The sequence below is a fragment of the Ruegeria sp. BHSA163 genome (assembly GCF_059613365.1).
In genome coordinates, this window is record NZ_JBXWSJ010000026.1 from 1 (window position 1) to 26,708 (window position 26,708).

Genomic DNA, 26,708 nt, shown 5'->3' on the forward strand with positions numbered 1-26,708 from the left:
TCAGGGCCAGCGGTCAGACGCACCGCGCAAACAGGCCGGACACAAGACCGCTTCTGACCACACACCCCTCACAAAAATGTCTTGCTTTGCAGGAGCCATCCACACAGGACAAAGCTGCCATTGATCGCTGAAAGGTCACCGACAACTCCCGGCCCAAAGCAGTCTTTTGTGCAATTGACAGCGAAAGGCAGCTTCGAACACAAAGTGAGCTTTTGATAGTGGAGCTTTCGTCTCCAGCGACAGGAAAAAAGCCTCTCTGGTCGGGTACGCTGGCACAGTCGGTAATCTCGGATTGGACATACTAGGATTTTAGTTCATGGTTCCGTCGAGCATACTGGTTTCAGCCGCAACACGATGCTTTGCAGCGAACAAGAATTCCTCAGAACTGGCGTAAGATTACCAGAGGACGGCTAATCATTAGGTTAAGCCTTTAAAGATTTAGTTTAAAGTCATTGTTCTTCCGCTTCTCCAACATTTGAAATCTTGTATCGGAATAGGTTTTGAGCTTTGATTCAGCAAGTCTATGCGAAAAAACGCCTCTCCCGGCTGATAGCTGCGCGAAAAGGTTGCCAAGTTAAATCGGGCTAGCCACACTGGGCAGGAAACGCCCTTTAGCCAGGTGGGATACTTGGGAAAGTCCGAAAAGCCAACTTACGCGGAAGAAGTCGCCGGGGCGATCAGGGCTGTAGGCACATCTAGTTTTATGCCGGAATTGTTGAACCTCATGCGCGAGGCAGCTTCGTTCAAGGGCGCGTTTGTCAGCCTTTTGAACCCGGGAAAAGCGCCCGAACATGTCTATGACAATGTGCGTTCGGAACGTCGCTCGGTTGTTGTCGACCGATGGCTTGATCGCGCCTGGCTGCTGGACCCGTTTGTTGTTCGTTTCATTGGTGAACGCCACAAACCAGTGATGGTACTAAGAGACGTTACACCGGACAGGTTTGCCAATTCCGACTACTTTCGGATCTACTACAAATCCCTGTTTCTGACGGACGAGATCGGGGTGTTCGTAGCAATAGCAAACGGCACCTTGTTTCTTTCTCTCGGTCCTTCCGAGGGAAAAACCCGGTTCACGCGGCGGGATGTCGAACGGTTGACAGACCTGCACCCGATCATATCGGCGCTTTGCGAGCAGCACTTCCATCGCAACCCCTCGTCAGGCCGACTCGACGAGAGCGAGGTCGATTTCGACGGGGTCATCGACAAGGTGTGCAAAGGTTTGACACAGCGGGAGATCGAGGTCGTGCAGTTCCTTTTGCGCGGGCACTCGACGCGGTCCATTGCGCTTTTGCTGGATGTTTCCCCGGCGACGATCAAAGTGCATCGCAAGAACATCTATAGAAAGCTGCGCATATCTTCCCAGTCTGCCCTGTTTTCAATGTTTCTGCATTCGGCAAACGATTAGTCGTACCCCTTTGGGGGTACAATTCACACTGCCCTTTGGAGGTATTCACAGGGTAAGTCTCCCGGCTCTAAGCTGATTCTACAAATCAACAAGTGCGGGTGTCCGGATCAGACCATGATCGACGTAAAGAATGTGACAAAACGCTTTGGCGAAGGTCAGGCGGCCGTGACGGCTCTGGGGGACGTGTCGCTGACCATTCCCGAAGGAAGCTTTTTCACGCTTTTGGGCCCGTCAGGTTGTGGCAAGACGACACTACTGCGGCTGATCGCCGGGTTTGAGCTTCCAAGCGAAGGCGAAATAGCGCTGGACGGTGAGTCGATTGGCCATCTGGCACCCAACAATCGGCCCGTGAACACGGTGTTTCAGAACTACGCCCTGTTTCCGCACATGAGTGTGGCCCGCAATGTCGGGTTTGGCCTTGAGATGCTGAAAAGGCCGAAAGCCGAGATCGACAGCACCATCACCGAGATGCTGGACCTGGTGCAGCTGGGCGAGTTTGCAACGCGCCGGGTTGATCAATTGTCAGGCGGGCAGCAGCAGCGCGTGGCTTTGGCGCGCGCACTGGCGCCGCGCCCAAAGGTTCTGCTGCTGGACGAACCCCTTTCTGCTCTGGACCTGAAACTTCGCAAAGGAATGCAGAGCGAGTTGAAGCGACTGCAGCATGAGACAGGCATTACGTTTGTTTTTGTCACGCATGACCAAGGGGAAGCACTGGCGATGTCGGACCGGATCGCTGTGATGTCGGCAGGCTCGGTACGTCAGGTCGGCACACCGGAAGAGATTTACACAGCTCCGAAAAGCAGGTTCGTCGCGGATTTTATCGGGGACACCAACATCGTAAACGCTACGCTGCTTGGCTTTGACGGAGACGCGGCAAAAATCCGGTTTGGCGAAGGCAAACCACTCACGATTCACACTGCCAGCACCTTGCTCGAACCGGGCCCCGTACATGTCGCTCTGCGCCCCGAAACGATCCGTGTGGTAGAGGAGAGTGCCGAAACAGCGCTCTTGCGTGGCGAGGTCGTGGACAGCACCTATTTCGGGGCCGGGTCGCAAATGCTTGTGCGGCTGGAAGATGGTGTCAGTGTTCACGTCCAGGTTTCCACTCCGCGCCCTGTTGGATCGCGCGTCGGGCTCGAATGTGACACCTCAATGCTGCATGTGCTGGAAGACTGATGGCCGGCGTTGCACATATCCCGCAGCCGGACGCCGCGTCGAGATTGCTTGCGGCGCAGGCCGAGCGCGCGCGTCAAAGACGCAGAACGCGGCTTTTCCTGCTGGCCCCGGCGCTCGGGATTATCGGTATCTTTGGACTGTTCCCGCTCTCTATCGCCCTGGTTTACTCGTTCCTTGAACCCGGGACCTATGGCGGCGTTGAATGGACGTTCTCTTACGACGCCTATGTGCAGTTCCTGTTCGAGCGGGATATTTTTGATGACACGCTGACCTTTAACAGCGCCTATATTCAGATCTTCGGGCGTTCCTTTGGTCTTGCCATCACCACTATGATTGGAACCCTGATCCTTGGGTTTCCTGTTGCTTACTTCATTGCGGCCCGTCCGCAGGAACAACGCAATTTCTGGCTGTTCGCCATCACTCTGCCGTTTTGGACTAACCTGTTGATCCGTACGTACTCGATGCTTCTGATCGTACGGGACGAGGGTTTTGTGAACCTGACGCTGATGAACATCGGCCTGATCAGCGAGCCGATCGAGATGTTGTACACCGATGGCGCGGTACTGGCCGGGCTGGTGTACAGCTACCTGCCTTTCATGATCCTCCCGATCTATGCCTCGCTGGAGAAGTTCGACTTTTCGCTGCTTGAGGCAGGGCATGATCTCTATGCCTCACGCACGCAGGTGTTCCGCCACATCATTATACCGATTACCCGTCCGGGCATTGTCGCGGGCTGCGTTCTAGTGCTGATCCCGGCGCTTGGGGCCTACATCACGCCGGAACTGCTCGGCGGTGGCAAGAAACTGATGATCGGCAACCTGATTGCCCTGCAGTTCGGTTCGGGCCGCAACTGGCCCTTTGGCGCCGCTGCTGCACTGATCCTGATGGCAGTCGTGTTAATCGCGCTTCTTGTCAGCTTGCGGGCAGGTGCTTCGAAGGAGAGTGGACATGGCTAAACTGTCGTCACTCTTCCGGCCGTCGACAGACGCGCGCGAACTACGCCGGCAACCCCTGTTCACCGGCATTTCCTGGCTGGTTCTGTTGTTCCTCTACGCACCGATTGCCGTCCTGGTCGTGTTCTCGTTCAACGATAACCGCTCTGTTGTGCGCTGGACCGAGTTCAGCTTGCGCTGGTACGCGGCGGCCTTGGAAAACGATGACATCCGACGGTCGGCAATGATCTCGGTACAGGTCGCTCTCACCGCGACCGTGTTTTCCACCATCATTGCCACAATGGCTGCACTGGCGACAACGCGCGGCGATGTTTATCGCGGCCGTTCTGCGGCTATTGCGCTCATAAACCAGCCCCTGATGATCCCCGAGATCGTCACGGCGATTGCGACGCTGGCCTTCTTTTCGATCCTGCGCCAGCTCACGGGTGTTACCGGGATCGGCTGGCTGATCCTCGCCCACACAGTTTTCTGCGTGCCCTTTGCTTACATGCCGATCCGCGCACGTTTGACAGATTTGTCCGTGACTTACGAAGCCGCCGCCGCCGATTTGTACGCGACGCCCTGGCAGACATTCCGCTATGTGACGCTGCCTCTTTTGATGCCCGGTGTTATGGCGGGGGCGATGCTGGCCTTTGTAGTCTCTCTTGACGACGTCATCATCACGCTTCTGGTGGCCGGACCGGGTGAAACCACCTTGCCCATTTATATTCTGGGCCAAATCCGTCGCGGCGTAACGCCAGAGGTCAACGCCGTTTCGACCATCTTGATCGGAGTGACCATAGCCATGGTCGCCCTGACCTTCTTTCTGCAACGCAAACGAAAGTAACAAGAAGCCCGCGCTGCTGCGGGACGCCATCAATCTCAACGGAGGACAAAATGAAATACACTCTTCTCAAAGCCGCAGCCATCTCGGCCCTGGCGCTCAGCGCGGCAGGAGCGCATGCCGAAGGCAAACTGAACATCTATAACTGGGGGAACTACACCAACCCAGAGATGATCGAGAAATTCGAAGCCCAATACGATATTGAGGTCGCGCTGGACAGCTATGACAGCAATGAAACCATGCTGGCCAAGGTCAAAGAGGGCAACACCGGCTATGATGTTGTTGTTCCTGGCGACTACATGATCGCGATCATGGTAGGCGAAGGCTTACTGGCCGAGATCAACGCCTCCGAAATGGACAACTTCAAGAACATGGACCCGAACTGGGTCGATGTATACTGGGATCCGGGTCGCAAGTATTCGGTCCCATATCAGTGGGGTACGACCAGCTTTACGGTCGACAGCGCGGTCTACAGCGGTGACATAGACACGCTTGGCCTGATCTTCGATACGCCCGAAGAGCTTAAGGGCCGTATCAACATGCTGAATGACATGAATGATGTGATCAACGCCGGCCTGCGCTACCTAGGCTATCCGCGCTGCAACTCCAATCCCGATCAGATGAAAGAGCTGATGGCACTGCTTGAAAATGCCAAGGGTGACTGGCGCACCATGGATTATGCGGTGATCGAAAAGCTGACGTCGAAAGATGTGGACCTGTCGCAAAGCTGGAACGGCGCGGCCATGCGCGCCCGGGCGGATCGCCCGACCTTGCAATACGCCTATCCAAAGGAGGGGTTCACCGGATGGATGGATAACGTCGCGGTTCTTGCCGACGCGCCCAACATGGAAAACGCAAAGCTCTTCGTGAACTTCATGATGGACCCGGAAAACGCTGCAATGACCTCGAACTTTGCGCGTTATGCCAACGGGATCAAAGGTTCCGAGGCATTCATGGATGCCGAGATGCTCGACGCGCCTGAAATCGTGATGCCTGCAGGGGCACCGGTACCCGACTTTGTGAAGCCTTGCGACCAAGACGTTGTGGACCTGTACAACAAGGTTTGGACCCGCCTCAAGCAATAAACTTAAAAGTCACCTGTGGTCGGCCCATCTCTGGTCGGGCCGAACCCTTCCAAAGTTTTTTAACCTGACTGCGGCCCCTGTTTGGGTCGCCTTGCGGGAGCATGGAAAATGCAAAACAGCAAATCCGGCACCAGGCCCAAAACAGCGCGTGAGATCGGCATCATGCAGGGTTTCCCGCCCCCGCCTGAGAAACGCCCGTCTCTCGAGAACTGGGACCTCGCCCCGTTCAACCGCTGGACCTTCCAGAACATGCGTAGTCTGTTTCCCACGGTCGATGTTCGTCCGGGCCCGAATGCCCGAGAACTGATACAGGCGCCCCGTGACCTGCTGGATACGGAGTTTCAGACCTTTGACGACCGCCAACTATCGGTCGGGAACTGGCTGACTGAGAGCTACACGGATGGCTTCCTAGTTTTGAAAGGCAACCGGCTTTTAACCGAGATATATGCCAACGACTTTACCCCGGACACCGCACATTTGGGGCAATCTGTCTCCAAATCCCTGATCGGCTCTCTGGCCGGCGTGCTTCACGGTGAAGGCAAGCTGGACCTCTCGGAGCCGCTTGACAATATCGTACCGGAACTTGCTGGGACCGGCTATGCCGGATGCACTGTGGATCAGGCGCTCGATATGCAATCCGGCGTGCGCTTTACCGAGGATTATGGCTTTCCAGATAGTGACATGACACGCGTTGATGTGGCGTCGGGCTGGCGCCCGGTTCGCAAGGGAGAAATCAAACCTACCATTCGGGATGTTATTCTAACTTTGCCCCGGGAAAGACCCCATGGGCAGGCGTTTTCTTACCGCTCGATTGAGACGGATGTCATCGCCTGGGCCTTGGAACGTGTGAGCGGCGAAGACCTTGCTTCGCTCTTGTCCAACCGGATCTGGCAAAAGATTGGTTGCGTGCATTCGGGCTTTTTCACCGTAGACGACGCCAAGACAGCACTCGCTGACGGCGGGTTCAACGCAACTCTTCGGGACTATGCCCGCTTTGGCCGCATGATGGCTGATGGTGGCAAGGTCGGTGACCGACAAGTAGTGCCGGAAAGCTGGGTTTCGGGGATTTGTTCGGGAGCGGACCCTTCAAAGCACGGTGACCCGTATGACGTGCTGTCCCCTCAAGGGGCATACCGAAGGTTCTGGTGGGTTCACGACCCGAGGCGCGGCGTGTTCATGGCGCGCGGAGTTTTTGGTCAACTGATCTTCATTGACCTGACCGCGGACGTTGTTATCGTCAAGCTTTCCAGCTGGCCCGACTATCTGATCCAGTCCTTTAGCCACGATGCCGTGCGTGCCTGCGAGGCAATCATTCGCGCGCTTGAGTAGTTCAAACCATAACAGACACAAGAGGCCGCATGTCGCCAACACCTGATCTGATCATCCTCAACGGTTCTCTCCTGACCTTTGACGACGCCACGCCGAAGGCTTCGGCCCTGGCAATTCAGGGCGGCATAATTGTGGCTGTTGGAAACACCGACGACATCCGTACTCTGGCTGGGAATGGAAGCAAAATCATCGACGCTGCGGGCGGCACCGTCATGCCTGGCTTTATTGATAGCCATGTCCACCTTTTCGGTGGAGCGGCCGAGTTGGGCATGTTGGACCTGCGCGAAACGACGAGCGCGGATGCTCTGACAAACGCATTGCGAGCCTTTGCGGCCGAGCACCCCGACGAACCTTTGCTTATGGGGGTCGCCGCCGACTACGAAATTCTTGGCCCCGGCGTCACAACGACACGGCAAGATCTGGATCGCATCCTGTCCGAGCGCCCGGTTGCGTTAATGTCGGCCGACCACCACACCGTCTGGGCAAACACAATTGCCTTGGAAAAGGCGGGCATTCTCCACGGCGGCGTCGTTCCCCCCGGTTCGGAAATCGTGATGGCTGGGGATGGTACCGCACAAGGTCAACTGAACGAAACCGGTGCTTTTGGCCCTGTCCTGCGCCTGTCGCAACTGGGAGGGCGCGATCTTCTAGGGTATGTTACAGGAGCGGACCCCGTGCCACCCGCAACACCAGAGGAACGCGCCTTTGACAAGGAAGTCATACTGCGTGGCCTGAAGCACTGCGCATCCCACGGGATCACGGGGTTGCACAATATGGACGGCAACTTCTATCAACTTGAGCTGCTGAGTGAACTTGAGGCCGAGGGGCGCCTTCCGATCCGTGTTCAGGTGCCCATGCACCTCAAGAACACCGACCCTCTGGATCGGTTGAAAGAGGCCGATGAAATGCGCCATCGCTTTGCGTCGGATATGGTTTGGTCAGGGCGCGTAAAGATGTTCATGGATGGCGTGCTGGACAGCTACACAGCACTGATGCTCGCGCCGTATCCAGGCAAACCGGAAAGCCTCGGCGATGCTGTATTCAGTGCCGAACACTTTAACGAAGCCTGCATTCGCGCTGATGCAATGGGGTTGCAACTCAGCACGCACGCAATTGGCGACGGTGCCGTTCGGCGCACGCTGGACGGTTACGAGGCAGCGCGCAGTGCCAACGGCGCACGGGATTCCAGACACCGGATCGAGCATATCGAGGTGATAGACCCCTTGGATCTGCCCCGTCTGGCAGCCCTCGACGTCGTTGCCTCTCTTCAACCATTGCATTCACCCGCAGGAGGATTATTTTCTCCCTATTCGGCCGGAGACATTCTGACAACCGAGCAAATCCCTTTTGCGTTCGCGTGGAACAAAATACGCGAGAGTGGCGCCAAGATTTGTTTCTCGACGGATTGGCCAGTCGTTCCCGTCGACACAATGATGACGATTGCCGGAGCAGTAAACTGCAATGAGCTGCCATCTCCCTGGCAGGACAACCGTCAAAGCCTTATGGCCACGCTTTCCGCTTATTCGCATGACAATGCGTGGCTGGAGTTCAACGAGGATCAAAAGGGCCGTCTGAAATCGGGATATCTGGCCGACATTGCCATTCTCGAACAGGACCTGTTTTCGATTGAGGAAAACCAATTAGCAAATGCGCGCATTGCTGTGACCGTTTGTGGAGGCGCCGTTTCGCATACAGCTTGAAATGCTAAGCATCGATTGTATCAGTGCTTGGAGAACTTCTTTTAGGCCGCGACGATTGTCGGCATTGCGCAGCAAAGCAGACCTTGGCCTCGAGCGCAGCGAATGACCACTTCCCGCCCATTGCGGAGGATGCTGCGCCAAGAAGAAAGGTCCAGTTTGGGCTCGAAGCAGTCATTCGTTGCGCAGTGCAGCAATGACCGCTCTGCGGACAGAGCAGACGCTAAAGAAGTGGGTGACTTCAGCTGTGCAATAACTGATGCAGGTGGACTGGAAACGTGTCAATCAGACCATTGTCCAAAAGATCGACCTAGTGAAACGCACTGAAGTCCCTAAGTAAGCTTAGTAAAGAAGAAGAAAATTTAAGTTGCTCTGTTTGTTTGGAACTTAACCAGATCCAACGGTTCTCTACCGTTCTGATCACAGCCCCCAACTGACCGAAACCGTGCACCTATGGCGCAATGAAACGAATCTCGGGCATTTTCCGCAATATCGCGAGATCTTGTTCGTAAAGTTCCGTAAAAGCTTCGATAAGCTCATGGTTCCACCCAGGCAGGTCAAGCTCTTCCTCAACGGCTTCGGGTAGTGAATATTTTTCAAAAATATCACCCAGATCAGCTAGTAGCTTTGACGAGTTCGGAGCGTATTTAGTTTCCATTAATGTCTGGATTTCCTGCTGGCCAGTTTCCGAAACTAAAGATGATAGTAGTGAATACTCTTGATTGAGTGCTGCGTCCTCCGGCAATCCCGCGATGACTCTTGCTAAATAACCTTGGATCAGTGGAGAGGATTCATCATTCCACAGCGTGATGTTTACGTCCGGTACAAAGTTGCGGATGTTATCGATCAGAGCTAGCCAACTCAAACTACTAAGATCCGTCTCCTCTAAAATGCGCCGCCTGTCCGTATCGGGCAGGCTCATCAGGACGTGGGGAATGAAACTTCCGGGATTGCGAAGGGCGACGAAAAGTTCAACTTTCATTCCTTCAAACACATCCCCAAGATAGGCTATGCGTCGTCCAGCATTGGGATAAAACTGCCCATCCATGATTGCCGTCGGAAGTTCTCCGATGAATTGGGGTGTCGACAGAACAATGCGATCGACCGGTCCACGATTTGCTAAATTCTGCAAAAAAACTTCACGGATGCTTTCTTCTGAACCAGCTTTCAATGATTTAAGCGCGGCCCGGAATTGTCGCCTATAAGCGGGAAATCCCATGAACGTAATACGATTTTTTTTAAGCAAGTCGGCATTGGCTTTAAAGAGTTCAAAGATTTGCCCTTCGTCTGTGAAAGCTACACCGGCGTGGATAGCAACCTGCATGTCTTATTCACCTTAAAATCTGGAAGAAACTTCAATCGGAGCAACCGTCGCCAACCCGCGTTGTCGCTGGGCGTTCAATGATCAGCGCTCTAACAATTTATCTCATTGATGCCTGTATCCTTAGAAGACAGCAGCCGTAAAATAGATACTACTTAAGGTCGGTCTCTTCCGCAATTTGATTGCGCCATGATATTCGTATTCACTTGGGGCGCGATATTCTTATGAAACCAGCCAAATACATCAAACTTTGAAAAGGGTAAAAGTTGTAAAGCTGCACTATCTTGGTTCCAATTATGGCAAAAACGTTACCCGCTTTCTTAAATTTTTGGTGATACGTTTTTCAATGAAACATTTTGGACGTTGGCCCGAGAGCTGCTTCATTTTGCCTGGTAGCTGGAAAGAGCTTTCATACGCAACGTTTCAGCCTAGTCCCAACAATCAATACTCGAACTTCTCGTATTGCACGTTTGCATAGTGACCATTTCCCCAGTTTTGTTCAACTTTCCCCATCCAAGGTGCAAACCAAGCTCTTCCAAGTCTTTCGTCGATTTCGGGGCTACGGATTGGAATTGTCGCGCCGTTCGGTACAAGTCCAATTTCACCAAGATAGACTTTGCGATTGTGGATAAACATGTCAACGCGAATAAAGTCGAAGTTAGTCCCAATTCCTTCAGCAACTTCGATCATATCCGGTAAGAATTCAGGCAATACTACAGGGTCTCCAGACGTGTAATACAACTCGGACTTCAGAAAACTACCGTTTCGATCATATATTGTCTGCACGTGGTTTGTGCGCCTTCCCACATCTACTTGAAATATCTCGACTTTACCGTTGCAGACAAAAAACTTCCAATCAGGCGCATCACCATCCAGACCCCGCAAATCCTCCTCCAGATAAATTCTGCGAGGCATCATTTCGTACCACCAAAGTGAAAGCCTCTCATTGTGAATTTTCTTTAGCCAGAAAGCTGCTTTTGAGTTCAATCGACGGCGAGCTTCATCCGAAAGCGGAAACTCAATTGGCATATTTGTGCCCGAACCGTGGTTCGACTTAAAATAATAGGTTCCTTCTCTTATCTCATTGTTTTTTGGCAAGCTTGGTTCACTGGAAACCCAAATTTTCTTGGGTACTGCGATTTTTTTGCGTAGCGATTTCGGCACGTAACCAATACTAGCAAGTTTGTCTGAAGGTGTAGGAGTAGGTATCAAGCCGAAAAACTTAAACAATACTTGCTTTTCGGTAAACGTATTTGGATTCAGAAGATTAGGAAAGCGCTTATGATGATTCAGGTATGCTTTGATTGACCTACGGAAGGCATCCAAGCGTTTTTCACCAAGTACATCTATGCCTCTCGAGAAATTTTTGGGTGGAGCTTGGTCTACACCATGCAAATTGTTTTCAAATATCTTTTCCAGCGTTTGCGCAGCATATCTTTTTGGACGCACGCCCCGTTCCCTGTTTTGACAATGGAAACCATATCTAAGTGTAAGAATATCGAAGCTAAACTCGGCGAGCAACTCTTGGGAAAGTTAGGTCATCCGTGTATCGACTTTCTATGGCAATACAGCAACCATTTGCACGGGTCAGAAAGTGTCTCGTCCAAGACATTTTTGAAAGCCGACGCGGCAGGACAGATTGCAAACTACTCGGTGAACGAATTTTTGATCGATGGGTTGAGGTTTATTGCACTGAGGGGCAGGACTTAAACGCTGCCGTCATCGCTGCTGGTCACGCTTTGGATTGCCGGATTAGTGAGAAGCAAAGAAGAACGTTTTGGGCTCGGAGTGGCCGTTCGCGGCACCAGGCCTGAATGACAGCTCTGCGGACGAAGCTGACGTTCAGTTCGAACCAGCAGGTCCGTGAATTTGGCTCCGAACCGACGTCCATAAGTGGACTCAAATGCTGCGGACGCAGCCGACATTACCGTCATGCGTTGCGATGGCGAAAATGCTTCTTCTGCGAGCGACCACAAATGGGACGAACTGCCCCGCGTGTCACACAGGAGCCCTTTTCCACCTTAGGATTTGGTACAATGGTTCCATCTGCTTATGGTTGGCTTAAGCTGTTGAATTCGGAGGCCCGTATGTTTCGGCTGATTGCACTAGCTCTGTCGCTGTTCATCTTTCCGCTTGAGAAGGCATTGGCGGAAATCATCCATCTCCACGCTAAACGTGGAAATATTGAGGGCGTTCTCGCGGAACTAGATAAGGGTGTACCGCTCGAACTTCGCAGTACGAACATGACAAGCGCACCGGGCGTTACACCGCTTTTTGTAGCTGCAAAATTCGGCCATACCGAGTTGGTTAAACTTCTTCTTGCGCGGGGTGCCGATCCAACAATTTTTTTCTATCAGGGAAATGATACTTATACGGTTGGAACCGCTCTCCACCATGCGGCCGGGTATGGCCACATCGAAGTGGTAAAAGTACTCATTGAGGCAGGGGCGGACCCAGCCAGCTATGAACCATATATCTCTACTCCTTTGCATCAGGCGCTGAGAGCGGGGCACATCGAAATCGCCGAGGTGCTCATCGAAGCGGGAGCGCCTCAGCGAGTAGAGCGCCAACCGATTGCCGATAAGTTGCAGGGTGCCGATATTTCAAATGGTGAGTTTCTAGCCAAGGGGTGCGAAATCTGCCACGGCAAACCTTCGTCGATAGGAATTGCCGGCGATAATGGGCCCAATTTTTGGGGAGTATTCGAACGACCCTCTGCGTCCGATCCCGAGTTTCCTTACTCAAGTTACTTGCGCGAATTAGGTTTGGTTTGGGATGCGGATACACTGAATAGCTATCTCGCTAGCCCGTATCAGTTTGTACCCGGGACGACCAAAGTGATGCTCGGAATTGAAAATGAAAATGATCGCGCGGATCTCATTGCATATCTAGCAACTTTGAGAGATTGAGGGCCGAGCTGAAATCGCTTGGGCGACCAGTTTGTCCCGCTTTGCCGTGAAGTGACAACAAGCAGCGAATGTCTTCATAAATGTCCGCGTAATTCACCTGTTCCGGCAATTACTAAAGCGTCAGCTATGGGCGCGAAGCAGTCATTCGCTGCAGTCGGCATGAACGACCGCAATGCGGACGAAGCCGCCGTTAGCTACACCGCAGCATGTTTGGCCTGCATGAATGACTGCTTCGCGGACGAAGCTGCCATTCGCCGCGATGCGGCATTTCCAGGCTCTTCTGACCGCGGCTTCGCGGAAAACGCCGTTGATGTTGCCTCTTCTTGAAGCCCACTAGATTGCTTCACGGTCCAAGCGTATGCTGGGGTCGAAACGGGAGAGTATCACATGGCAATGAGACCGAACCGATTGGCATTGATTTTCTCGATGGCGACTCTTTCGGTCGCGAGCTGCACGACAACATCCACAGATGTAACCTCAGACTCTTTCATAACCTATGCAGAGAAATTCTGCACCGAGGACGAAGGCTACCGATCTGGTACACCTGAGCACATAGAATGCGTAAAAATTGTTTCGGATTTTGTGAGGCGCAAAGCGATTACGGTATCGTTTTAGAGACCGCCTTTAGGATCACCACGGCGGCTGGTCTTATGTCTCCAGGCATTCTTGAACCTGTAATTGTGCTCGGCCTGCGAGAGCAGGCTGGATATTGCCAAAAATTGAAGGGCAAGGCATTCCCAGTCGCCGCGCCCGCTATCCATTACTCCGGGATCGGCGCGCCTGGTACGGCTTCGTAGGCGTCCGCCTGTTCGATTTCATGAGCGGTCGCGGTCCCCGGTAAGATCTCAAACAGAGGATCAAAATCGACCATGGTCGAGGCCAATTGCTCAAGAACTTCGACGTTGCCCTCCACAGTTGCGGTACCGTCAGCGATCTGTGCATCCAAAGTAACCTCGCCACCCATCGTACGCTCGAGATCAGCGCGGTTGATGATTAGCGTCAGATCTGGTTCATCGGCTAGGAATCCTTCGATATTGGTCAGCGTTGCATTTTCCATCTCGACAATAAATTTTTCTCCATTATCGGGAGTGATCATGTTAATAGTGAACTTCATCCCCTCGGCCTTGCGACTATCCATGCGGATTCCGAGGAAGTTCAGGAAGAGCTCTGTAGACATCGCCCTGATCACGTCGGGGCTGGAACCCTTTACGACTGGCGCATCCGAGATGCCCGACCGAAGTTCGTAGGCGCCTGCGAGGTAGCAATTGCGGAGGCCCGGGTTCTCATCCTGATAACCCAGCTGCTCATAGCAATCGGCCAACAGATCTCGCGCCTCCTGGTTGTCGTTCTCAGCGAGGAACAGTTTGTTCAGGATTTCGACAGCCATCAGGTATTCGCCTGCATCGTACAGTTCCTTTCCCTTTGCAAGGATCGGCGTAGCGCCGCCCATCATCTCGACGTAGAGAGGCGCAGAGTCTTTGGGTGATGGCGGCACAAGCGTCGCCGGATTCGCATCCCAGAACCCAAGGTACTTTTGGATAACCCCACGGCTATTGTGGCGTGCGGAACCATGATATCCGCGACAATACCATTTCCGCTCTAGGCTTTCGGGCAACTCATAGACGTTGTGGATCTCATTGATCGTTACGCCCTGGTTGGCGAAATGCAACACCTGGTTGTTCATGTGAGCATAGAGATCGCGTTGCGCCCGCAGAACTTCCTGTACCCTGTCATTGCCCCAGCGAGGCCAATGGTGCGCCGTGAACATCACGTCAGCTTCGGTGCCGAAAAGATAGAGTGCCTGGGCTATGTACTTCGACCAGATCAGCGCATCGCGAACCTCTGCACCGCGCATAGTGTAGATATTGTGCAGTGTCGCGTTAACATTTTCGGCCATCCATAGCGCCCTCATCTCTGGGATGTAGGTGTTCATCTCCGAGGGCGCTTCGGTGTTGGGCGTGTTCTGGAACACCATTCGAATCCCGTCGACTTCGAGATACTCGATGTCTTCCTCGATGACCTTGGTCGGCGAGATCAGCCCAACTTCTCCAAACGACACTCGGTGGCCTAGGCCTTGTCCCGCGAAGCCAAACGGACTGATCGGCAGTTGTTGGCCATACTGGTACGAAAGTCGCCGGTTCATCGCATTGCCGGCGTAGACGTTCTCGGAGATCGTGTACTCCATGAAGTCGCGAGGCACGATGATCTCAATCTTGCCGGCGCGCACATCTGCCTCGTCGACGATGCCCCGCACGCCTCCCCAATGGTCGCCGTGACTGTGCGAGTGAATCACGGCTGTGATCGGCAGCCCCTCGCCAACATGTTGCTGGAACAAATCCCAGGCCGCACGCGCGGTCTCGGAGCTGATTAGCGTGTCAAAGACGATCCAACCTGTCTTACCGCGCACCATTGTCATCTGAGACAAGTCGAAACCGCGCACCTGGTAGATGCCTGAGATTACCTCATAAAGCCCGTAGTTCTGGTTCAGCCGCGAAATCCGCTGTAGCGAGGGATGGATGCTCGGCCAGTCTTTGTCTTCATTGAAAAAGTCAAAGCTCTCCATATCCCACGCGACATTGCCTGCATCTGCCATGATCTTTTTGTCGGGCATCTCTGCAATGAGGCCTCGGGCGTTCTCCTCGAAGTCCCGAGTGTCCGAGAAGGGCAACTTCTCGCGCGCTTCAGCCAGAACCTTGAGTGTGTGTTCGGAGGGTGCCTTTCCTTTGGGATGAAAGTGCCCATCTGGTGGGACAGATGCTGATTGAGCAAAGGCTGGGGTGTCGTCGAGCGCTATGTGTCCAGCTACCGCGAATGCAGCTCCAGCAGCCGGAACTGCTTTCATGAAATCTCGTCTCGTTGTCATAGCGTAAATCCCCTGATTATTCTTTATGATTCCAAATGTTGCTCCAGCTTAGCTCAGTAATCTCGAAACTCGGTACTTTTGTTTCAGCCTTTTGCCTTGGTTGCCAAAAAGAACGTTCGATTTCGCGACGTCGAGTATCATTGGGGTGAGAGTATTCCTTGGCAGCAAGTCTTCTGCCGCTTCGAGAGGGGAATATCCGTCTGATTGGGCGCTCAGGATTCTTCAGCGTGGTCAACTGAGTGGATCATCCGGTCGCGATTTACCGAAACACCTTGTTACTGTAGGATTTGGAGGTTCGTTCCACGACCAATGCCGCTTGAGAGGTACCAATGATTAACTTTGGTTTTGCCGTAGTTCTTGTTGGGCTGCCTGCATTTTATGGCTCGCACACGATCATTAAGAACTTTGGAAGGCGTAATGCGTCTCACGGGATTTCGGCATTGCTTTATGCCGCTGTGCTTTGCGGATTCTTTGTTTATTGGCTGCCCCAAGGGAATCTATTGTTGGCGGAATGGAAATTGAAAATGCCAACAGCATTTGTTTTAGGCTGTATTGCCGGTTTCATTTCGGGCGTAGTTCAGAGAAGACGGCCTGACCCTTGAAGGGCAAAGCTAGTCGACACACAATGCTAAAGTATTCACCTATGATGGTCTTTTGACTGAACTGTGCCAAAGACGGCTGAGCAAACCAAAACGTTCTTAATGGATCAAAACTCTACGTCTGATCGCTTGCCGCTTCCGTCCTCGGCGCAAAGAATCCTATGGAAATCGCCAGCAACAACAAAACCCCTGCACCTACGACCTCAGCCAAAAAACGTGAAGAGGCAGCATCAGGTTCAATCGAAATGAGCATAAGGACTATGGCTGCGGTCATGCAGGCTCTGCTCAAGACCGGATACGTTAGAATGACCCTTATCGCCAGAATGAACGCGAACATCGCAAGTCCGAACTCTGACCATCGTGGGGGCTCGAACCAAGAGAGTACGAGTACACTTGCAACACCCAAAACCACACCGGCCATTCTAGACAAGGACATGCTCAACCCGCTCGGTCCGTTGGTTATCAGTACGCTCAAGTAGACGAACGGAATCCAATACGGACGCTCTATTGGTAGAAACATCGCAAGTGCGAGCGTGAGCGTGAAACCGAAAACGATTGCAGATTTGACCAGGAAAGGAGGAGGTTCCAAGTCTTGACCTTTGGGTTTCATCAGTGAGGCAATACCTGCTAAATCTGCGGAGATAACACCCCAGACTGCACCAACAGCATAAAACCCAATTGTCGATGCATCCGGTTGCGCTATGCTTGAGAGAACCAAATAGCACCAGCCGAATGCAGCGTACCCTACGGCTCTGGCTCCTCCGTGGCGAAACAACAGCATACTTACAATCGCCAAAACGGCTCCTACGACAAAAACACCCGTATTTTCCCAGGCGGCTGCAACTGGGAAAGCCACTGCTGCTAACGCGACGGCGATCAAACCCCAGTAGCGATCGCTGAAAATGGCGGCAAGCAACCCAGCAGCGAAACCGATCATTCCCACTGAGTGCGGCAGATGGAGCAAGACGGAAAGCAGAAACACCGGCGTTCCCAAGGCGACTAGTCGCGCTATCTGAAACCAAGGTGTATATGGCGCGCGTAACGAACTCATCGCTCAATTAGGCGAAATCTCTGACCCGCAAGCCCTTTGCGGGTCCAGAAAGTCTCCCTCGAACATAAGCCTAGGCCTCTGTGGGCGATTTCCCATCGCTACTGAACGCCATCGCCAGCGATGATATACCATCAGACAAAAGCTGTATGCCCAGCAAAATTCCGAGCGCCGAAACGGCCGATAGCGGCCAATTCATGAATATGATGACACCGACCGCCAATGACGCGAAGCCAGACAAAAGGACGAGCCAGAAAAACCGACGGTCTTCCAACGCGAATGAAAGGGCCACTTTTGCGGCGCCACCGCCCAAACAAAGAATAGCAATCATTGTGGTTAGAACCATCATCCCCTTTAGCGGATGACCAAGTATTGTGATGCCAAGATAGACTGCCAAAGCCCCCAACAAAACAGTCCATACTTTTGCGCCTGCGCCTTCCACCCGAAAACCTACGATAACTTGCAGAGCACCGAAGACTATGAACAGCCATGCGACCAATATTGTAGCTATGCCGCTGGCAAATACGGGGTTCATCAATGCGATCGCCCCGCCAATGATTGATAGTAACGCCATTAGTATCCACAAGAATTTGTTGCCCATCACAGCACCCCCTAGTTCGCTTTACTATATGAGATACACCACGAGCAGCGATGACAACCTTTTGCTGGCTTAGCTAATTCTTATGCGAGGGGATGTGATGTATTGGCACTGCTTATTTGACGCGAGTCTGCGCAGCGTCGTACTGCCTTTAGGCTGAAGGCTGTGTCGCGAAAAGTCAGGGCTGACTTCTGTATCCAAGTTAAACGGAAGAGGGTTGGTGCTAGCTGCCGAGGCGTTGCCTAGCTGCTTCGCGATTTCCGATAGCAGGAACCAGCTCTCCCACTTTTCCGAGACCGAAGGAGGGCATGCCGGAATAGACCGCCTCATAGGCGCCGTCTTTCACCAAATAGGTCTCATGCCAGATACCAACGTCTCCGCGCCGGTTCTTGTAGCGGCGGTTGAACTCTACCCACTCAGGGAAATGTTCTCTGTCCTTCGAACGCGCATAAGTCTCTAGGTGCTCAAAACTCCGCCAGTACTGAACATTGATCAGCATGCTAAGGGTTTGATAGCCGAGGAAGCCAGTTTCCTGGCTTGGCAGTTTCGACAGCTCTTTAAGCATCTTTGGCATAGTTTTCGAGAACCACATCAAATCTCGGAATTGCCACCATTTGTTTATCCTCGCACCGATCAGGAACACGACGAAGTCCCCATCGATATGAGCGGCCAGTCTTTCGCTATTGATGACTGTCATTTTTCGCGCCCCAATCTGCTAAGCGCAGATGTCTGCGCACTGCATGACCATGGGAAAATGGTAGGCCGAGAGCCGCGATCGCGCAACTATTGGGTGCTTTTCCGAGTTTTCCAAGAGACTGCTTTAGGTTCTGAGCCGTCGGTCGGCCCGGTTTGATGCCTGAAAATTCGCTGCGCTTTACATGAACGGCCGCATTGTTTTTGCGGCGCAGCTGAATACCTTGGTCGGCCACATTGCTGCACCCGCGAACGTTTCACCCGGATCACTTCCGCTTGGGCTCAGAGCGGCCGTTCGCTGCGGAGCGGCGCCTACAGGCCGGATGAACGGCTGCTTTGGGCTCACAGCGGTAATTCGCTGCAACGCCGCGCGAAGTGACCGCCTGAACGACCGCTGTGCGGACTAAGCAGCCTGATGCTGATGCAGCAAACTTCGCGGCCGCTCACCAACCAAATCGCGGAAATACTCGCGGCGATGCCGCGTGATTTCCCGAAAGCGGTCATTGAATGCCGCGAAATTGGCTAAACTCCGAACCGGTCGTTCGCTGCGCGAGTGTCCAGCGTCTCAGTTGCGGACAAAGCGGACTTGTGCACATGCGGCTATTGCTGACGCAGCATCTGCTTGCATTCCTAGATTGCGGATCACCGCGCTGCTATTTCGAGTCAAAACCGGTCATTAATGATCTGTTCCGAATAGTGTAATGCAGCCTTTCTGCGGTGACGTGCTTTTCAATTTTGGACAAGAGGCAGGCGACCCATGCAATTCACATGCTCGCTGTATTGAAGTGCGTCGTCATAACCGATGAACCGCAAGTCCGCAGACTCAGGTTGACGCTTTCGGTCGGAACAACCCAGTCCTGTCAGCCTGGCAGGTGCACAGCTTCCATTCTCCAAATGGCCCTAATGACCCGGCAACGGACACCCAGTTAAGCAACACTGATCCCGCCCAAGAAAGAAACCAAGCTTCCCGTCACCATCCAGCGTCTGGGCCAGGCCGCCAGATCCAGAATTTTTTGGGTAGCGTGCACATGTGATTGTAGCTGGCGCTTTGGTTTTTATACGGATCTACCGCAGACCGTTCCAAGGCGCTTTATCCGCGACATCTTCGATCTCGTACCCCATTTCTCCGACACATGGTCCCAAAATGGCCAGAAGCGTTGCATCATGATCACCAATGTTAAACGTGGCGTGGACCACGTCTGCGCCGATAAAAACCGAATCCCCCGGTCCCATCTCCCGCTTTTCCTCACCAAGCCACTGCTCGACCTTGCCTGCGACGCAATAAATAACCTCTTCCTGATCGGGGTGCTTGTGAAAATTGTGGCCATGCCCCGGCGCAAGGCTGACCTCAATCACAGTGAGTTGCCCAGCACCTGTTGCGGGCGGATTGCTCATCCACTTCAACTTGCCCCAATCAAGTGTTTCCTGCGGTGTCTCCGCCGACAACATGAATTTTCCGATCATCCCATTTCTCCGGTAGTGTTTTGGTTACGAAGTAGTTCTGAACCTTGGCGCTTTGTCGTCAAGCGACCCCTTTGGAGCGTTCTGTACCCCGCCGCAGGTTGCCGAACTCGGCGGTCTGGGCTGTGATCGCCCGTTCGGTCGGCAGACGCTCCATTGATGATGCACCGTAAAAACCGTGGCAATCTGGGCAGAGGTCAAGGAATTTCTGTGCGTCCTCCGGCTCGGCCAGCGGACCGCCATGGCAGATAAAGATCAGGTCATCGCGATAGGTCCGCGCCGCTGCGGCCCATTCGTCGTAAAGCCGTGCACATTCTTCGATATCGGGTGCGCTGTCGCCTGCCCCGATTGATCCGCCTGTGGTCAGGCCGAAATGCGCCACGATCACATCCGCGCCTGCCTTGGCCATCTCGGCGGCGTTGTCGGCACTGAACACGTAGGGCGTGGTCAGCAGATCGCGCTCATGAGCCTTGGCGATCATCTCGACCTCCATGTCATAGGACATGCCCGTAGCCTCAAGTTCGCGCCGGAAGCGGCCATCAATGATGCCGACGGTGGGAAAGTTCTGCACACCCGCGAAACCCATTGCCCCCAGATCGTCCAGAAACTTATCCATCAAACAGAACGGGTCAGTGGCGTTTACCCCTGCCAGAACAGGGGTGTTCTTGACGACCGGCAGAACTTCGCGCCCCATGTCGACGACGATTTCATTCGCGTTACCGTAAGACATGTACCCCGCCAGCGACCCGCGACCGGCCATACGATAACGACCTGAGTTGTAGATGACGATCAGGTCGATGCCGCCGGCCTCTTCACATTTGGCGGACAGGCCGGTACCTGCTCCGCCGCCGACAATGACCTGATCTGCTGCGATTTTGGCCCGCAGGCGGCGAAGGATTTCTGCGCGTCCTGTGACTGCCATCTTAATTGTCCTTCCGGTTGTAGATTTCGTTGAAATTGCTGATCGCGGCTTCAGCAAAGGCGGGATCGTTGATATGCATATCCAGCTCGACCAGTTGCCGATCAGGTGTCTGGACCACCGTGTCGCGTAGCGCCTGGAACAGCGCCTCATTTGCCGCTGGATCGTGGAAAGCACCGCCTTCGATATCCAACGCTGAGACCCCACGCAGGGGCAGCAGGAAGCGCACCGGCCCCTCACAGGCGTTCAGCTTGTTGCCGATCCATGTACCTATCTGGGCGCATTCCCCGGGGGTCGAGCGCATCAGCGTGACCTGCGCGTTGTGATGATAAAAATTGCGACCTTTGAATTGCGCGGGCACCGAGTCGGGGGCCCAGAAATTCGCCATGTCCAACGCCCCGCACGAACCGACATAAGGCAATTTGCTGCGCGCAATGCTGTCGAGACGCTCCTCACCCGCGCTGAGGAAACCGCCCACGATCAAGTCGCAAATCTCGGTCGTCGTTATATCCAGCGCGCCCTCCACGTCGCCCTGATCGACCAGTTGTTCCATCGACCGCCCACCGCTGCCGGTGGCGTGGAAGACGAGGCAATCGTAATCGTCGGACAGCCCTTCGGTGATGGCCTGAACGGCAGGGGTCGTGACACCGAACATCGACAGAACCAGCGCGGGGCGGTAATCTGTGGCCTCGGGCACCTGATTGGCCATCATACCGGCTAGCGCGTGCGCCGCGTTGCCCAGAAGTTTGCGCGACACACGGTTCAGACCGGATACATCCGTTACCGGGTGGAACATGTTCACATCTGACGCGCCCACATAGGCCGAGACATCGCCCGACGCGAGCGTCGAAACCAACACCTTAGGCACCCCGATCGGCAATGCCTGCATAGCGGGCGCTATAATCCCCGACCCACCCGAACCGCCCAGCCCGATGATGCCGCCCAGATCATCGCGACCCAGCACAAAGGCTGACAAGGCGCGCGACATCTCGGTCACAGCCTGCCCGCGATCATTCACGAACACCGCCGCCGGACCGTCGGGATGGCAGGCCGCGACGCTGGCAGCCGTGACATCCACGCCTGTCTCGCCGCCTTTGGTGCCGACATTGACCAGCACAGTTTCGATGCCCGCCGCGTCGATCAGGTCACGCACATATGCCAGCTCTGGCCCTTTGGTGTCGGCGGTGCCGATCACGTAAGCTCTTTTTTTTGTCATCCTCTCTCCCTCCCGTTAGCCTGATTGGCCGGGTTCCAACCCCAGATGGCGCTTTTGCATCGCCGGATCGTTTTCCAGCGCCTCAGCTGTCATCCGTTCGACCACCTCTCCTCCGACCATGAGGGCCACATCCTGCACAGCGGCAAGCGCCGCGTGCATATTCTGTTCAACCAGCAACACCGCGATACCTTCGCTTGCAATCAGTTCGATCAGATCAACCACGTCCGAGACAATGGCCGGGGCCAGCCCCTCGGTCGGTTCATCCAACACCATCAGGCGCGGGTTCAGCAGCAGCGCGCGACCGATCGCCAGCATCTGCTGTTCGCCCCCGGACAGCCTGTTGCCAAGGTTACGGCGACGTTCCTTGAGGCGCGGAAAGGTTTCGTACACGCGGTCAATCGACCAGGCGCCGCCTTTGCGTTCGACGATCTTGAGATGTTCCTCGACTGTCAGCGACCGGAACACCCGCCGCCCTTGCGGCACATAGCCGATGCCCATCTGCGCGCGCTTCTCAGGCGGTTGACCGGTCAAATCCACACCGTCAAACCGAATTTCCCCTGCGGAATGCGGGTGCAGACCCATGATCGCGTTGCACAGGCTGGTCTTGCCCATTCCGTTGCGACCCAGAATGCCCAAAGGGCGAGTGCCGAGGTTCAGATCGACCCCGTGCAACACATGACTAGAACCATAGCGCAGGTCTACTCCGCGAATATCCAGCAAAGCGTCAGTGGCCATGAGCACCCCCGATGTAGACGCGGTGCACATCTTCGTTACGCATGATCGCATCCGGCGAACCTTCGGCCAGCAACCGCCCGTTATAAAGGACCGAAACGCTTTCCGAGGTTTGCAATGCGATATCCATATCGTGTTCGATCAGCACAACGGTCACGTCCTCGGGCAAGGACCTTAGAAGCGCGCTGAGTTTCGGACGTTCAGCGGGTGAAAGCCCCGCCGCCGGTTCATCCAACAGCAATATTTTCGGGTCTTCGGCCAGTGCGATCCCGATCTCCAATTGCCGCCGTTGCCCGTGGCTGAGTTCCGAGGTCTCGCGGTCCAGCACATCGGTAACACCCGCAACCTCGGCCAGTCGTTCGGCCTCGGCCAGGCGGGCATCGCTGGCGCGCAGGGGCAATACCTGCCGCCAACTGCCACGAAGCCCGGCGACAGCCAGAAACAGCGTGTCACGCACAGTCAGGCCGTTGAACAGATGGGCGTGCTGGTAGGTCCGGCGCAGCCCGCGTTGAATTCTCTTGTTGATCGGCTCTCGCGTTACACTGTCACCAAACAGGGTGATCTGGCCGGTCGTGGCGCTGGTATCCCCGGTCAGCACGTTGAACAGGCTGGTCTTGCCCGCTCCGTTAGGCCCAAGGATCGCGCGACGCTCGCCAGGGCGGACGGTCAGGTCAATATCCTGTACCGCCCAGAACCCGCCGAAGCGTTTGCCAATGCCCCGGACCTCCAGGGCATTGGCGGTGCTATGTGAGTGGTTTACGGGCACGAGGGGTTGTCCCGGCTGACCGGACCCGAGGCCAGGAAGACCTCTTCGTCCTGTCCCAGCAGCTGATCCACATCGCGCACAACCTTGACCACGCGGTTGCCTAGCGTGCCATCCTCACGCTCGTAGACCTCGGTGACAAAGTTGTCGATCACGCCATTGCGGTTCTTGTCCAGCCGCATCGTGCCGCCGGTGGGAGTGGTAAAGGTCAGATCGTTCAGCGCCGCACGGAAGGCTGCATGATCGTCCGACAGATCACCATCGACCTCGTCCAGCGCCAGCATCGCGGCCTTGGCGCTCATGTAGTAGTGATGCGCAAAGATCGAAGGGGCCGAGAAGCCATCTGGGAAGGCTTCGGTATAGCTGGCGGTAAAGGCTTTCCATTCGTCACCGTCATAATCGCCGACGGTCGGGGTGCCCGCAGGTGCGCCGACCAGTAGTTTCTTGAACGGGCCTTTGCTGTCCAAAATGGACTGGTCGATGGTGATCGACCCGCCGATGATCGGCTTGTCACCACCCGCCTGACTGTATTGCGTCAGGAAGTTGACCGCATCCGCGCCACCCAGCGCCACGAACAGCGCATCGACATCCTGTGGAATCGAGTAGACAACCGAGGAGTAATCCTTGTTGCCGATGGGCGTCCAGAACTTCTCAGGGACCTTACCGCCCGCCTTGCAGAACTCGGTCATGAAACCCAGAACCTGCGTGTAGGGGAAAGAGTAATCCTCCGCGATCACAGCCACGGATTTGTAGCCCATATCGCTGAACGCGTAATCGCCGACGCCGACCATCCACTGTGCACCATCACCGCCAAAACGGTAGAAGTTGTCAGAGCTGTCGCGCAGTGTCGTATCTTGCGCGGCTGACGATCCGTTCAGGAAGGTAACGCCGGGATAGGATTTCGACAGATCCCGTAGAGCCAGACCTTCGGACCCGGATAGCGGGCCAACGATGATGTCCACGCCGTCCTGTTCGATCAGCTTACGGGCCGCGTTCACGGCGCTGTCGGGGCTGGCGTCGGACGACATGGTGATGACTTCGATCTTGTTGCCATCGACCTCGCCACCGGTTTCCAGAACCGCCAGTTCAGCACCCCGGATACCATCCTGACCCAGCGCGGCAAACGCGCCTTCCAGGATCGAGATCACTCCAACCTTGACGTCTTCGGCAGAGGCCGGGACCGCCATCGCGCAGAGCGCCAGCGCGGATGCAGCCATTTTGAGCTTATTCATTTCTTAGGTTCCTCCCTATGAGTTTGCTCAGACAGTTGATTTTTCTTTGACTTCTGGACGGCGCAACCGCGCCATCCAGTCACTTGCCAATTGTTGCAGCCCGCCCGGGGCCACGATCACGATCAGCAGCAGCACAACGCCAATCAACGTGTTGAACCGTTCGCGGTCGATAAGGTCGACGGCGAAGGTGTCCAGCAGGACAAAGACGACCGCGCCCACAAAGGCTCCGCCCGGATGGCGCAAGCCGCCAATGACCGAGATGATGAGGATGTCGATGATGGGCCCAAGGCCGACCGAAAAGGACGAGATACGTTCCTGATACCAGACGTTCAGAATGCCCCCCGCCCCGGCCAGCAGGCCCGAGAACGCAAACGCGGCAACGATAGGCGTGGTGACGGAAATCCCCAGCGCCAGCACGCGCCCCGGCGCATCGCGTACGGCCTGAATGGTAAGTCCAAGTGGTGAGCGGACAAAGCCGCTGACCAGCGCCAGCGCCAGCGCGGCAACGCCCAAAGACAACAGGTACAAAGGCAGCGGCTCGCGCAGGCTGAGGCCCGCAATTTCGGGCGCGCGGACGCCGGAAAAACCAGTCCAACCGTTGAACAGAGTATAGTTCTGGCGCGTGAAGTAGAAGAACGCCACACCGATCGCCAGTGTGATCATGATGGCGTAGATCCCACGTGACCGACGCGCGATCAGACCAACCAGTGCACCCGACACCGTCGCAAGAGTCAGAGCCAGCGTGATCGAGACCCAGAATGGCAGCGGAACTCCGATCCCCACCGTATTGGGACCAAAGAAGGCGATGGTGTAACCCGCAATTCCGGCCATGGTCGCCTGCGCGAACGAGACAATGCCCATATAGGTCGCCAGAAAGCTGAGGCTTAGTGCCATGATACCAAGGATCAGCGAACGTGTGGCGACCTGTGTCAGCCAGAAATCGCTCAGAACGAAGGGAAGGATCAGCAGTGGGATAAGGATCAGCGCATGTTTCATAGCTCGGCCTTCCCAAGCAGGCCCTGTGGACGCACCGCCAGAACAAGCACCATGATCGCAAAGGTGAAGACCACACCGTAGGTGGGCGCATAGGCCAGGCCGTATTGCTCAGCCAGACCGACAAGCAGCGCACCTAGCGCAGCCCCGCCGATCGAGCCCATACCGCCAACAATAACCACCACAAGCGAAGACAGCAGGAATTGCAGGTCCGTGCCAGGCGCAATCGACAGCGCGCTAGCAGCGACGACCCCAGCCATTCCGGCCAACATGCCGCCCAAGGCAAACACAATGACAAAGATGCGGTTGATCGGATATCCTAGCGCCCGCAGCATGTCCTGATCATCAACACCCGCGCGGATCACAGCACCAAAGCGTGTCCGTTGGATCAGGAACCACAGGCCAATCCCAACCACCAGCGCGAAACCCATCAGCGCCAGACGGATATTGGCATATCCCACGCCCAGAACCGGCAGGCGCTGCCCCCCGGCCAAGGTATCAGGCAGTTCAACTTGATAGGTCAACCCGCCCCAATACCACAGCATCAGATCGGCCATGATGATCGAGATGGCAATCGAGGCGAGGGTTTGGCGCAGCTCATCTCCCTGCATCCAGCCAAGAATCCCGGCCTGCACTATCGCTCCGGCCAAGGCTGCGGCCAAACCGCCGCCCACAACACCCAATCCCCATGAACCGGTTGTTTCGACAATGCTATAGCCGACATAACCACCCAAGAGCAGCAACGCACCATGGGCCATGTTCACTGTCCGCATCAGGCCAAAGATCAGGCTGAACCCGCTGGCGGCCAAGAAGTAAAGTGCTGCAAGCGTCAACCCATTCAGGGTGACGATTAGAAATAACGTCATGATTCCTCCCGTTGAGGAAATCATGTC

Annotated in this window: 25 protein-coding genes; 11 read left to right on the plus strand and 14 right to left on the minus strand. The window is 55.0% G+C overall.

The window, feature by feature from the left end:
• Positions 1-628: 628 nt before the first annotated feature.
• From AC2FNV_RS13225 to AC2FNV_RS13255, 7 genes are all read left to right on the plus strand, one after another.
• A complete protein-coding gene (locus tag AC2FNV_RS13225; protein WP_496773513.1) occupies positions 629-1,405 on the plus strand; it encodes a helix-turn-helix transcriptional regulator in 777 nt (258 codons plus the stop codon).
• A 114-nt stretch (positions 1,406-1,519) separates the two neighbouring features.
• A complete protein-coding gene (locus tag AC2FNV_RS13230) occupies positions 1,520-2,581 on the plus strand; it encodes an ABC transporter ATP-binding protein (RefSeq protein ID WP_496773515.1) in 1,062 nt (353 codons plus the stop codon).
• Entirely contained in the window at positions 2,581-3,537 is a 957-nt protein-coding gene (locus AC2FNV_RS13235; RefSeq protein WP_496773517.1) for an ABC transporter permease, read from the plus strand. Before AC2FNV_RS13230 ends, AC2FNV_RS13235 begins: the two co-directional genes overlap by 1 nt.
• Positions 3,530-4,360: an ABC transporter permease gene (locus AC2FNV_RS13240; RefSeq protein ID WP_496773519.1), complete on the plus strand. Its 831-nt coding sequence runs from the start codon at positions 3,530-3,532 to the stop codon at positions 4,358-4,360. Before AC2FNV_RS13235 ends, AC2FNV_RS13240 begins: the two co-directional genes overlap by 8 nt.
• 50 nt (positions 4,361-4,410) lie before the next feature.
• Positions 4,411-5,442, plus strand: coding sequence for an extracellular solute-binding protein (locus tag AC2FNV_RS13245; RefSeq protein ID WP_496773521.1), 1,032 nt, complete (start codon positions 4,411-4,413; stop codon positions 5,440-5,442).
• A gap of 108 nt (positions 5,443-5,550) precedes the next feature.
• Positions 5,551-6,771 (plus strand): serine hydrolase domain-containing protein, encoded by a 1,221-nt coding sequence (locus tag AC2FNV_RS13250; protein WP_496773523.1) that lies wholly within the window; start codon positions 5,551-5,553, stop codon positions 6,769-6,771.
• Between the two features lie 29 nt (positions 6,772-6,800).
• Positions 6,801-8,471, plus strand: coding sequence for an amidohydrolase (locus AC2FNV_RS13255; protein WP_496773524.1), 1,671 nt, complete (start codon positions 6,801-6,803; stop codon positions 8,469-8,471).
• A 448-nt stretch (positions 8,472-8,919) separates the two neighbouring features.
• On the opposite strand, the gene AC2FNV_RS13260 is transcribed toward AC2FNV_RS13255, so the two are convergent.
• Complete coding sequence (locus tag AC2FNV_RS13260; protein WP_170607036.1) at positions 8,920-9,792, minus strand: hypothetical protein; 873 nt, start codon at positions 9,790-9,792, stop codon at positions 8,920-8,922.
• A 438-nt stretch (positions 9,793-10,230) separates the two neighbouring features.
• Positions 10,231-11,238: an ATP-grasp fold amidoligase family protein gene (locus AC2FNV_RS13265; RefSeq protein WP_170607034.1), complete on the minus strand. Its 1,008-nt coding sequence runs from the start codon at positions 11,236-11,238 to the stop codon at positions 10,231-10,233.
• 527 nt (positions 11,239-11,765) lie between these two features.
• Between AC2FNV_RS13265 and AC2FNV_RS13270 the strand changes: the two genes are divergently transcribed.
• The 3 genes from AC2FNV_RS13270 (at position 11,766) to AC2FNV_RS13280 (ending at position 13,313) form a co-directional block, all read left to right on the plus strand.
• Positions 11,766-12,698 (plus strand): ankyrin repeat domain-containing protein, encoded by a 933-nt coding sequence (locus AC2FNV_RS13270; protein WP_170607032.1) that lies wholly within the window; start codon positions 11,766-11,768, stop codon positions 12,696-12,698.
• A gap of 126 nt (positions 12,699-12,824) precedes the next feature.
• Positions 12,825-13,025 carry a hypothetical protein gene (locus AC2FNV_RS13275; RefSeq protein WP_496773529.1) on the plus strand — a complete coding sequence of 67 codons (201 nt, stop codon included), beginning with the start codon at positions 12,825-12,827 and terminating at the stop codon, positions 13,023-13,025.
• Between the two features lie 60 nt (positions 13,026-13,085).
• The gene (locus AC2FNV_RS13280) at positions 13,086-13,313 is read left to right on the plus strand and encodes a hypothetical protein (protein ID WP_496773540.1); all 228 of its coding nucleotides are present in this window, start codon (positions 13,086-13,088) and stop codon (positions 13,311-13,313) included.
• A gap of 145 nt (positions 13,314-13,458) precedes the next feature.
• Here the strand turns inward: AC2FNV_RS13280 and AC2FNV_RS13285 are convergent, their stop codons facing one another.
• On the minus strand, positions 13,459-15,561 hold the full coding sequence (locus tag AC2FNV_RS13285; RefSeq protein ID WP_496773542.1) for an alkyl/aryl-sulfatase: 2,103 nt from the start codon (positions 15,559-15,561) through the stop codon (positions 13,459-13,461).
• Between the two features lie 329 nt (positions 15,562-15,890).
• Here AC2FNV_RS13285 and AC2FNV_RS13290 point away from each other — a divergent pair, with 329 nt between their 5' ends.
• The gene (locus AC2FNV_RS13290; protein ID WP_496773544.1) at positions 15,891-16,163 is read left to right on the plus strand and encodes a hypothetical protein; all 273 of its coding nucleotides are present in this window, start codon (positions 15,891-15,893) and stop codon (positions 16,161-16,163) included.
• Positions 16,164-16,275: 112 nt separating this feature from the next.
• Here AC2FNV_RS13290 and AC2FNV_RS13295 read toward each other — a convergent pair whose 3' ends face one another.
• The 11 genes from AC2FNV_RS13295 to AC2FNV_RS13345 form a co-directional block, all read right to left on the minus strand.
• The gene (locus AC2FNV_RS13295) at positions 16,276-17,211 is read right to left on the minus strand and encodes an FUSC family protein (RefSeq protein WP_496773546.1); all 936 of its coding nucleotides are present in this window, start codon (positions 17,209-17,211) and stop codon (positions 16,276-16,278) included.
• A gap of 70 nt (positions 17,212-17,281) precedes the next feature.
• On the minus strand, positions 17,282-17,809 hold the full coding sequence (locus AC2FNV_RS13300; RefSeq protein ID WP_496773548.1) for an HdeD family acid-resistance protein: 528 nt from the start codon (positions 17,807-17,809) through the stop codon (positions 17,282-17,284).
• Between the two features lie 220 nt (positions 17,810-18,029).
• Positions 18,030-18,503, minus strand: coding sequence for a DUF4188 domain-containing protein (locus AC2FNV_RS13305; protein ID WP_496773550.1), 474 nt, complete (start codon positions 18,501-18,503; stop codon positions 18,030-18,032).
• A gap of 1,061 nt (positions 18,504-19,564) precedes the next feature.
• Entirely contained in the window at positions 19,565-19,963 is a 399-nt protein-coding gene (locus tag AC2FNV_RS13310) for a cupin domain-containing protein (RefSeq protein WP_496773552.1), read from the minus strand.
• Positions 19,964-20,021: 58 nt separating this feature from the next.
• On the minus strand, positions 20,022-20,882 hold the full coding sequence (locus tag AC2FNV_RS13315) for a phosphoenolpyruvate hydrolase family protein (protein ID WP_496773553.1): 861 nt from the start codon (positions 20,880-20,882) through the stop codon (positions 20,022-20,024).
• Position 20,883: 1 nt separating this feature from the next.
• A complete protein-coding gene (locus AC2FNV_RS13320; protein ID WP_496773555.1) occupies positions 20,884-22,095 on the minus strand; it encodes a Tm-1-like ATP-binding domain-containing protein in 1,212 nt (403 codons plus the stop codon).
• 15 nt (positions 22,096-22,110) lie between these two features.
• The gene (locus AC2FNV_RS13325; RefSeq protein WP_496773557.1) at positions 22,111-22,830 is read right to left on the minus strand and encodes an ABC transporter ATP-binding protein; all 720 of its coding nucleotides are present in this window, start codon (positions 22,828-22,830) and stop codon (positions 22,111-22,113) included.
• A complete protein-coding gene (locus AC2FNV_RS13330) occupies positions 22,820-23,593 on the minus strand; it encodes an ABC transporter ATP-binding protein (RefSeq protein WP_496773559.1) in 774 nt (257 codons plus the stop codon). The genes AC2FNV_RS13325 and AC2FNV_RS13330 overlap by 11 nt, the downstream gene beginning before the upstream one ends.
• Positions 23,584-24,822: an ABC transporter substrate-binding protein gene (locus AC2FNV_RS13335; RefSeq protein ID WP_496773561.1), complete on the minus strand. Its 1,239-nt coding sequence runs from the start codon at positions 24,820-24,822 to the stop codon at positions 23,584-23,586. Before AC2FNV_RS13335 ends, AC2FNV_RS13330 begins: the two co-directional genes overlap by 10 nt.
• Positions 24,823-24,849: 27 nt before the next feature.
• Entirely contained in the window at positions 24,850-25,818 is a 969-nt protein-coding gene (locus AC2FNV_RS13340) for a branched-chain amino acid ABC transporter permease (RefSeq protein ID WP_496773562.1), read from the minus strand.
• On the minus strand, positions 25,815-26,681 hold the full coding sequence (locus tag AC2FNV_RS13345; protein ID WP_496773564.1) for a branched-chain amino acid ABC transporter permease: 867 nt from the start codon (positions 26,679-26,681) through the stop codon (positions 25,815-25,817). The genes AC2FNV_RS13340 and AC2FNV_RS13345 overlap by 4 nt, the downstream gene beginning before the upstream one ends.
• Between the last annotated feature and the right edge of the window lie 27 nt (positions 26,682-26,708).